The sequence below is a fragment of the Azospirillum formosense genome (assembly GCF_013340925.1).
GTDB classification, from domain to species: domain Bacteria; phylum Pseudomonadota; class Alphaproteobacteria; order Azospirillales; family Azospirillaceae; genus Azospirillum; species Azospirillum formosense.
Genome location: NZ_WHOR01000262.1, coordinates 1 through 8,189, shown reverse-complemented (window position 1 = coordinate 8,189; position 8,189 = coordinate 1). Strand labels below are relative to the sequence as shown.

Sequence of the window (8,189 nt, the reverse complement as noted above, 5' to 3'; positions counted from 1 at the left end):
ACCCGGCGCGGGGCCGAGACGGTTCCCGCGGCGGCGGGAGCCTGGCTGGCCGACGGAGCGGACGAGCTGGTCGGCACGTCGTCGTAGATGCCCGGATGCACCCGCACGGTGCCGTCCGTCTCCACCGTGGAGGTCCAGTAGACGAAGCGGACCGGGACGGCGTTGGGCAGGGACACCGTCTTGGTCTTGCCGCTGTCGAGCTGCCGCTCGATCGCCGCGGAATCGAGCTTGGCGGGGCGCAGCAGGGTTTCCGCGACCATCCGCGCGTCGGCCAGCCGCACGCAGCCGGAGCTGGCGGCGCGCAGATCGCGCTCGAACAGCCGCGGGTCGTTGGTGCCGTGCAGGAAGATGCCGTCGCCGTTGGTCAGGTTGAAGCGGAAGCGGCCGAGGGCGTTGTCGTCGCCGGGCTTCTGGACGATGCGGATGCGCTCCGGCGTCACCTGCCACCAGTTGATGCTTTCCGGCACGACCTCGACCCCGTCCAGATAGACGACGGCGTCCTTGATGCCGGTGTTGCCCTTCTTGCGCAGCACCGGCAGCTTGTCCTCGACCAGAACGGTCGGCGGCACGGTCCAGGTCGGGTTGATCGTCACGCTGGTGACGCGGTCCTGGAGCAGCGGGGTCTGGCGCGACGGGCGGCCGACCACGGCGCGCATGGTGAAGTTCAGCTTGCCGCGTTCGATGTAGGTCACGGTCTGGCTGGGCAGGTTGACCAGGATCACCGTGTCCGGAACCGACGCCTGGAAGGCGCGCATCGACGCGGTGGCGCCGCGCATCAGCTTGGCGGCCTCCCTGGGCGTGCGGTCGAGCGCCTGGCGCGTGACCTCGCCGACCTTGCCGTCCTGCATCAGCCCTTCGGAAAGCTGGAAGGCGCGGACCGCCACTTCGAGCGTGTCGTCGAAGGTCTCGGTCCACTGCTCCTGGTTCAGGAAGCCCAGCTCGATCAGCCGGGTGGACAGGCGGCCGACGCGGTCGGCGGTGCGCGCCCGCACCTGGATGGTCAGGGCCGGGGGCGGGGGCAGCACCTCCACCACCGTGCCGGGCGTCGCCGTTCCGCTGAGCGCGTTGCCGGGCGTCGCCGACGGATCGGCCTGCGGGATCGGTTCGGCGGGCGGAGTCACGACGACCGTCGGCGCCGTTCCGGCGGCGGGGGCGGTGCCCTCCGGCACGTCGGACGGGCGCACGGGGCCGGGTGCCACCACATCGACCATGCCCCCGTCGCCCTTCTTCAGGACGGAACCATAGCCCACGCGCGTTTGCTGCACGCGGGGCATGGCTTCCAGTTCGGCGGCGCGCTGGTCGATCCGCGCGATCCAGGTTCCCACGACATCCCGGCCCGTGGAAGAGGTGCCCGAAGCGGTGGACGGCGCGGCCTGCGCGGGCAGGGCGAGCAGCCCGGCGAGGAGGCACGCGGCGACCCTCGCTCCGAGGGCGGGCCGGGCGCAGGTGCGAATGGTCGTCAGCATAATCGAAGCATCCCACGCGGCGATGAACAGACGGCTAACGAAAGGCTCTGTCCAGACGTGAGGTCGCATGGACGACACGCTGGAACCAGCGCCCTTTCGGCATAAGACATCTGACGCCCGCGGCGGCGCGGCACAAGTGACATCGCGCCGGATGATGCTTCTGTGCCACAATGTGCACAGCAGAGTTGCCGCTGAGACACAGGCAACGGGCGAGCCGTGCGTGATCGAATGGTACCAGCTGATTGGTAAACGGCGCCGCTCCCGCAGGAACCGCAAAATCACACAAGGCTCCAGAGATTCGACACATTTTTTGTTAACCGCTTTCAGGGTACAGGAGGCGACCATCTCTCCATCCGGTCGCCATCATGCCGCGTTCGCCGTACGGTTTCGTCCTGCCGCTGCTTCTTTCCCTGGCCGTTGCCACGCCCGTCGCCTTCAACCCTGCGGACGCCCTCGCCAAGGCGGCCCAGGAGACGGTGCACAAGCAGGCGCCCAAGCCCACCGCCAAGACGGCCGCCAAGGCTGCGCCCCAGAAGGCCGCAGCGTCCAAGACCGCGGCGAAGCCCGCCGCCGTCCGGACCGTGCACAAGGCCGCCGTCCACAAATCGGCCACCCGCAAGGCCGCCGTCCGCAAGGCCGCCGTCCACCACACGGGCAAGGCGCGCCGCGCGGGACGCGTCGCCGCCGGGGCCGCCGCCGGCACCGTGGCGGGCGCCGCCGTCTTCCGTCCGGTGCACGCCTATGTGCTGATGGACGCGCAGTCGGGCCGGGTCCTCGATTCGGAGAACGCGGACACGCTGACCTACCCGGCGTCGCTGACCAAGATGATGACCCTGCTCCTGACCTTCGAGGCGCTGGAGCGGGGCACGCTGCGGCTGGACCAGGAACTGCCGGTGTCGCGCCACGCCACCAACCAGAAGCCGTCGCGCCTGAACCTTGCCGTCGGCTCGACCATCCGGGTGGAGGACGCGATCCTCGCCCTTACGGTGAAATCGGCCAACGACGTCGCCGTCGTGCTCGCCGAAGCGCTGGGCGGCAGCGAGGAGCAGTTCGCCGAGATGATGACCGCGAAGGCGCAGGCGCTGGGCATGACCAGCACCACCTTCCGCAACGCTTCCGGCCTGCCGCACAAGGAGCAGCGCACCACCGCCCGCGACATGGCCCGCCTGTCCCGCGCCATCGTGTCCCGCCCGGCGCGGGAGTACGCCTATTTCTCGCGCACGCGCTTCGACTGGAACGGCGCGGTGGTGCCCGGCCACAACCGGCTGCTCGGCCGGGTCGAAGGCTACGACGGCATCAAGACGGGCTTCATCAACCTCAGCGGCTTCAACCTCGCCGGCAGTGCCAGCCGCAACGGCCAGCGTCTGGTCGCCGTCGTCCTGGGCGGCACCACCGCCGCCTCCCGCGACCGCGAGGTCGCCGAACTGCTGGAGCAGGGCTTCGGCGCCGCGCCGCCCAAGCAGACGGTGGCCGTCACCGACGTGAAGGCCGTCCGCTAAACGTTTGCCCTCATGGCTCCGTCGGCCGCTTGCGGTCGGCGTGGCCGAGGGGCTTGTCCGGGGCGATGTGGTCGCGCACCCGCTGTTTCAGTTCGGTGATCTCGGGGAAGCGGCCCTCCTGCTTGCGCGACCAGACCACCGCCGCGCCGTGCCGCACCTCGAAGATGCCTCCGGTGCCGGGCATCAGGGTGACGCCGCCCAACTCCTCCTCGAAAGTGGTCAGAAGCTCCTGCGCCATCCAGGCGGCGCGCAGCATCCAGCGGCACTGGCGGCAATACTCGATTTGAAGGATGGGCCGGTCGGGGGCTTCGCTGGTCACGGTCCGCGCTCCTGTCGCTTGGGCTGTCGTTCGTAAGGGTGCTGCCGAATGGCCCGTCCTCCAAGCCCTTTGCGCGACTCCGTTCGAAGAAGGGGCGCTGCGGCCTCCCCACAGAGCGGTATTGCCAAAGACGTTTTGCCTCACGGCCCCTTCCAGCGCTTTTCTGGAGCCGGAGCAACGAGGTGGAGCATGCCGGTACACACCGCGAAGCGCTTGTGGCGCCAGGAGGCGGGCTGCGGATTCTGCATGCGGTCGGAAACCGGTTCCCTGTGGTGCCGTGGCCTGTGCCGCGACATCTCGCTGGCCGATCTCGTCCACCGCGTGCACGCGGTCCGCGACAACGCCATGCGGCTTGAGGTTTCCACCCTGCTGGTGACGAAGCCGGCGCCCCTGTACGCCGTGCCGGGCGAAGAGAACATGCCCGCGGCCCGCGCCGCCCAGCTTCGCGGTGCGGCGGTGGACAGCATGGTGCGCAGCCTGTACCGCCTGCGCAAGAGCGCCAACGCCGTGGCGCGCTCGGCCGATCGACTGGAGGCCACCCGCAAGGCGCTGAGCCTCTGCAAGGAGGAACCCGTGCCCGCCGATCCCCCTTCCGCGGGCCGTCCCCTTTCCCTGTGCCGCCCCAATCGGGTATGACGCTGAAGAGCGTCTGGAACGGCCACCGTCACGCGGCTGTCATGGTTCTGGCGTAAACAAAGGCCTTCGTCCGCATACCGGGGCACTTCAATGAGGATCCGGACCGGCGGAGACGACCAGAGAGGGAAACGGGAGACATGAAGGCCAAGCGCACACACCTCGCCGCGGCGTTCGCCGCCATCGGAACGACCATCGCCGCCGCGGCGAGCGCGCTTCTGCTGGCTTTGCCCGCCCAGGCCGCCGCCCAGGCCGTCACGGACAAGCCGGCCGGCAAACTGGTGCTCTACACCTCGCAGCTCGAAGCCGACGCCAAGCAGACGGTGGACGCCTTCAAGGCGAAGAACCCCGGTGTCGAGGTCGAATGGGTCCGCAGCGGCACGACCGAGCTGATGAACAAGCTGCGCGCCGAGATCGCCGCGGGCAGCCCCCAGGCCGACCTGCTGCTGATCGCCGACGCCGTGACCATGGAGTCGCTGAAGGCGGAGAAGCGCCTGCTGGCCTACAAGGACGCGCCGGTCCAGGGCTACCGCCCCGGCACCCACGATCCGGACGGCACGTGGTTCGCCACCAAGCTGATCACCACCGGCATCGCCTACAACACGGCGGCGCCGATGAAGCCCTCCTCCTGGCTCGACCTGCTGAAGCCGGAGGCCAAGGGCACCACCGTGATGCCCAGCCCCCTCTATTCCGGCGCCGCCGCCATCCACATGGCCGCCGTGAAGGAACAGCCGGATCTCGGCATGGCCTTCTACGAGAAGCTCCAGGCCAACGGGACCACCGCGGCCAAGGGCAACGGCGGCATCCTGAAGTCGGTGGCCAGCGGCGAGAAGCTGTACGGCGTCATCGTCGACTACCTGCCGATCCGCGAGCAGGCCAAGGGCGCGCCCGTCGCCTTCGTCTTCCCCAAGGAGGGCGTCAGCGCGGTGACCGAGCCGGTCGCCATCCTGAACACCAGCAAGAATCCCGAGGCCGCCAAGGCCTTCATCGCCTTCCTGCTGAGCAAGGAGGGCCAGGAGCTGGCCTCCCGCCAAGGCTTCCTGCCGGCGCTGCCGGGGGTGGCGCCGCCGGCCGGTTTCCCGGACACCTCCTTCATTTCGCTGATGCCCTATGACCCGGCCAAGGCGCTGAAGGACGACGAGGCCAACAAGAAGGACTTCGCCGACCTGTTCGGCGGCTAAGGATGAGTCTTGCAACGCTCAACGACCGGCGGCCTTTCCACGCCGCCGGTCGTTTTTCCGTTTCCGGGGCGCCGCTGCTGTTCGCTCTGGCCGGGCTGATCGTCCTGCTGCCGATCCTGCGGCTGGTGTGGGAGGTCGCCGGGCCGATGGCGGCGGGAGACCTGACGGCGCTGAGCCGCGTGCTGACGTCCAAGATGACGTGGCGCGCCACCGGGAACAGCGTCGCCATCGCGGCGGGTGCCACGGTCGTGGCGGCGGCGCTCGGCGTGCCCTTCGCGCTGCTCTGCGGCCTGACCGACCTGCGTGGCAAGACGGCGCTGGCCTTCTGCCTGATCCTGCCGCTGATGATTCCGGCGCAGATCGTGGCCTTGTCGTGGATTCACCTCGCCGGGTCGGGCAGCCCGCTGCTGAAGCCGCTGGGCCTCGCCCCGGCGCCGGGCACGCCGAACCCGGTCTATTCCTCCGCCGGGATGATCCTGGTGATGGGGATCGAGCACGCGCCGCTGGTCTTCCTGGCGCTGCGCGCCGCCCTGCGCGCCGTGCCGCGCGATCTGGTGGAGGCGGCGCAGGCCGCGGGCGCCCGCCGCGGGCGGGTGCTGCGCACCATCGTCCTGCCGCTCAGCCTGCCGGGGCTGGCCGCCGGGCTGGCCCTGTCCTTCGTCGCGGCGCTGGGCAATTTCGGGGTACCGGCGCTGCTCGGCATTCCGGCGGGAATTCCGGTGCTGCCGACGCTGATCTACCGGCGGCTGGCCGGGTTCGGCCCGTCCGTCCTGCCGGAGGTCGCGGTGCTGGCCGTGCTGATCGGCGCGATCGCCTGCGTCGGCATCGCCGCGCAGATGGCGCTCCAGGCGCGGGTGGATGCGCGGGTGATCGGTGGCTCGGCGCCCGCGGCGGTGCTGCGGCTGGGCCGGGCGCGGCGCCCCCTGGAAATCCTCTGCTGGACCGTGGTGGCGCTGATCCTGGCGGCGCCGCTGGCGGCTCTGGCCTCGACCAGCCTGATCCGCGTCTACGGCCTGCCGCTGGGGCCGGAGACGGCGACGCTGGCGCATTACGCGACGGTGCTGGGGCTCGACCAGGTGGGGCGGGCCTTCACCAACTCCTTCGTCCTGTCGGGGGCGGCGGCGCTGCTGCTGGTTCTGCTGGCGATCCCGCTGGCCCATGCGATGGCCGGGCCGGGAAAGGGCGGGCGGCTGGTCCGCGCCGTCGGCGTGCTGATCGAACTGCCGCACGCGGTGCCCGGCGTGGTGCTGGCCATCGGCTGCATCCTGGTCTTCCTGAAGCCGCTGCCGCTGCTGGGCGTCAGCCTCTACGGCACGCTGGGGATCATCCTGGCGGCCTATCTGGCGCGCTTCCTGTCGCTGGCCCTGCGCCCGGCCCAGGCCGCCTGCGCCGCTCTGGACCCGGCGATGGAGGAGGCGGCGCGCGCCTGCGGCGCCGGCCCGCTGCGCCGCCTGCGCACCATCGTGGCGCCGCTGGTGGCGCCCGCGGCGGCGGCGGGCGGGGTTCTGGTGTTCCTGACGGCCTTCAACGAGCTGACCGTGTCGATCCTGCTGTGGTCGCAGGGGCGGGAGACGCTGGGCGTCGTCGTCTATGCGCTGGAGGAGGGCGGCAGCCCGACGCTCGCCGCCGCGCTCAGCGTGGTGACCATCGCGGTGGTCGTGGCGGTGCTGCTGGCGGTCGGCTGGCTGGGGCGGCGGCTGCCGGCGGGGATCATTCCCTGGCGGGGGTGAGGCGTTCCTGAGACGGGCCCTCCGGCACCACCCACCCGTCGCGCACGGCGAGGCGCAGGGCCTCGCCCGGAGCGACCTGGGCGTCGCCGGACACCCGCAGCAGCAGGCGCACGCCCGGGGCGGCCTGCGGTTCGGCCTCGACCAGGACGAAGCCGCCTTTGTAGGCGGCGCGCACCACGGTCGCGGCGATGGGGCCGTCCGTGGCCGGTTCCAGGTCCTCGGGCCGCAGGCAGGCCAGCGCCGGCCCCTCCGGCTGTTCGGGGCGGCAGCGGACCAGCGCCTCCGCCCCGAACAGCCGCACCCGCGCGCGGCCGTCGGCGACCGGACCCGTCACCACACCGTTCACCACCGCGCCCTGGCCGACGAAGCCGGCGACCATGCGCGTCGCCGGTTCCCGGTAGAGCGTGCGCGGTGCCGCCACCTGGGCCAGCCGCCCGTGGTCGAGCACGGCGATGCGCGTCGCCAGCGCCATCGCCTCCGCCTGATCGTGTGTGACATAGACCATGGTGGCGCCGGTCTTGGCGTGGAAGTCGGCGAACTCCTCCTCCATCGCCGCGCGCAGATGCACGTCGAGGTTGGCGAGCGGCTCGTCCAGCAGCACCAACTCCGGGCTCATCACGAGGCAGCGGGCCAGGGCCACGCGCTGCCGCTGGCCGCCCGACAGCTCGGCGGGGTGGCGCGCGTCGAAGCCCGACAGCCCGACCGTGTCGAGCGCGGCGCGCACCCGCTGGTCCCGCTCCGCGCGGGGAACGCGGGCGGTCTCCAGCGGGTAGGCGACGTTGCCGGCCACCGTCATGTGCGGCCACAGCGCGTAGGACTGGAAGACGAGGCCGATCCGCCGCTCCTCCGGCGGGACGTGGGTGCCGGGGCCGGACAGGGTGCGGCCGCCGACCGTGATGCGCCCGCCGTCCAATCGCTCAAACCCGGCGACCATGCGCAGCAGCGTGCTTTTCCCGCAGCCCGACGGGCCGAGCAGGGCGAGGAACTCCCCCGCCGCCACGTCGATGGTCACGCCGTCCACCGCGGGGGCGGGTGTCCCGGCATAGTGGCGGGAAGCATCGTCGATCAGGAGAGCAGGCGTCTGAGTGGTCATGGCACCGGAAGTCGCGCTATTCAGGAAGGCGGCGAGGGATAGGCACAGTGCGGAACGGGGGCGTGATGTCAAGTGACGCTGCGATGACGGGGGCCATGACGGAGGCCATGACGGGGGGTGGACGGAAGGTTCGGCTGCGCGCCCTGTCGGGTCTGGGGAACAAGGGGCCGGCCTGCTTCCTGGCGATGATCGGGTGCGCCCGGCTGCTTCTCGACCTCGGCGAGGGGCTGGACGCCGGGCGCCGGCCGCCGCTGAGCGGGGCGGGCGG

The 8,189-nt window shown here is 71.3% G+C and carries 7 protein-coding genes and 1 pseudogene; 5 read left to right on the top strand and 3 right to left on the bottom strand.

The features are described from left to right. A partial coding sequence (locus tag GBZ26_RS24115) for a L,D-transpeptidase family protein (protein ID WP_174441028.1) occupies positions 1–1,466 on the bottom strand: 1,466 nt, incomplete at its 3' end. A gap of 365 nt (positions 1,467–1,831) precedes the next feature. On the opposite strand from GBZ26_RS24115, the gene GBZ26_RS24110 reads away from it, so the two are divergent. Beyond that, positions 1,832–2,965 carry a D-alanyl-D-alanine carboxypeptidase family protein gene (locus GBZ26_RS24110; protein ID WP_174441027.1) on the top strand — a complete coding sequence of 378 codons (1,134 nt, stop codon included), beginning with the start codon at positions 1,832–1,834 and terminating at the stop codon, positions 2,963–2,965. A gap of 10 nt (positions 2,966–2,975) precedes the next feature. Here GBZ26_RS24110 and GBZ26_RS24105 read toward each other — a convergent pair whose 3' ends face one another. After that, a complete protein-coding gene (locus tag GBZ26_RS24105; protein ID WP_174441026.1) occupies positions 2,976–3,284 on the bottom strand; it encodes a SelT/SelW/SelH family protein in 309 nt (102 codons plus the stop codon). Positions 3,285–3,473: 189 nt separating this feature from the next. Between GBZ26_RS24105 and GBZ26_RS24100 the strand changes: the two genes are divergently transcribed. From GBZ26_RS24100 to GBZ26_RS24090, 3 genes are all read left to right on the top strand, one after another. Further along, on the top strand, positions 3,474–3,920 hold the full coding sequence (locus GBZ26_RS24100) for a hypothetical protein (protein WP_174441025.1): 447 nt from the start codon (positions 3,474–3,476) through the stop codon (positions 3,918–3,920). Between the two features lie 137 nt (positions 3,921–4,057). Next, complete coding sequence (locus tag GBZ26_RS24095; protein ID WP_174441024.1) at positions 4,058–5,098, top strand: ABC transporter substrate-binding protein; 1,041 nt, start codon at positions 4,058–4,060, stop codon at positions 5,096–5,098. Positions 5,099–5,100: 2 nt separating this feature from the next. Continuing rightward, a complete protein-coding gene (locus tag GBZ26_RS24090) occupies positions 5,101–6,828 on the top strand; it encodes an ABC transporter permease (protein WP_174441023.1) in 1,728 nt (575 codons plus the stop codon). On the opposite strand, the gene GBZ26_RS24085 is transcribed toward GBZ26_RS24090, so the two are convergent. Beyond that, entirely contained in the window at positions 6,809–7,921 is a 1,113-nt protein-coding gene (locus GBZ26_RS24085; RefSeq protein ID WP_174441022.1) for an ABC transporter ATP-binding protein, read from the bottom strand. The genes GBZ26_RS24090 and GBZ26_RS24085 overlap by 20 nt on opposite strands. 65 nt (positions 7,922–7,986) lie before the next feature. Here GBZ26_RS24085 and GBZ26_RS24080 point away from each other — a divergent pair. Then, positions 7,987–8,189: pseudogene (locus GBZ26_RS24080) on the top strand (hypothetical protein); the annotation flags it as partial.

What these genes read in the sequence shown, in the direction of transcription:
- GBZ26_RS24110 (WP_174441027.1), top strand. Translation starts at nt 1,832, where the DNA reads ATGCCGCGTTCGCCGTACGGTTTCGTCCTGCCGCTGCTTCTTTCCCTG.
- GBZ26_RS24100 (WP_174441025.1), top strand. Translation starts at nt 3,474, where the DNA reads ATGCCGGTACACACCGCGAAGCGCTTGTGGCGCCAGGAGGCGGGCTGC.
- GBZ26_RS24095 (WP_174441024.1), top strand. Translation starts at nt 4,058, where the DNA reads ATGAAGGCCAAGCGCACACACCTCGCCGCGGCGTTCGCCGCCATCGGA.
- GBZ26_RS24090 (WP_174441023.1), top strand. Translation starts at nt 5,101, where the DNA reads ATGAGTCTTGCAACGCTCAACGACCGGCGGCCTTTCCACGCCGCCGGT.
- GBZ26_RS24085 (WP_174441022.1), bottom strand. Translation starts at nt 7,921, where the DNA reads ATGACCACTCAGACGCCTGCTCTCCTGATCGACGATGCTTCCCGCCAC.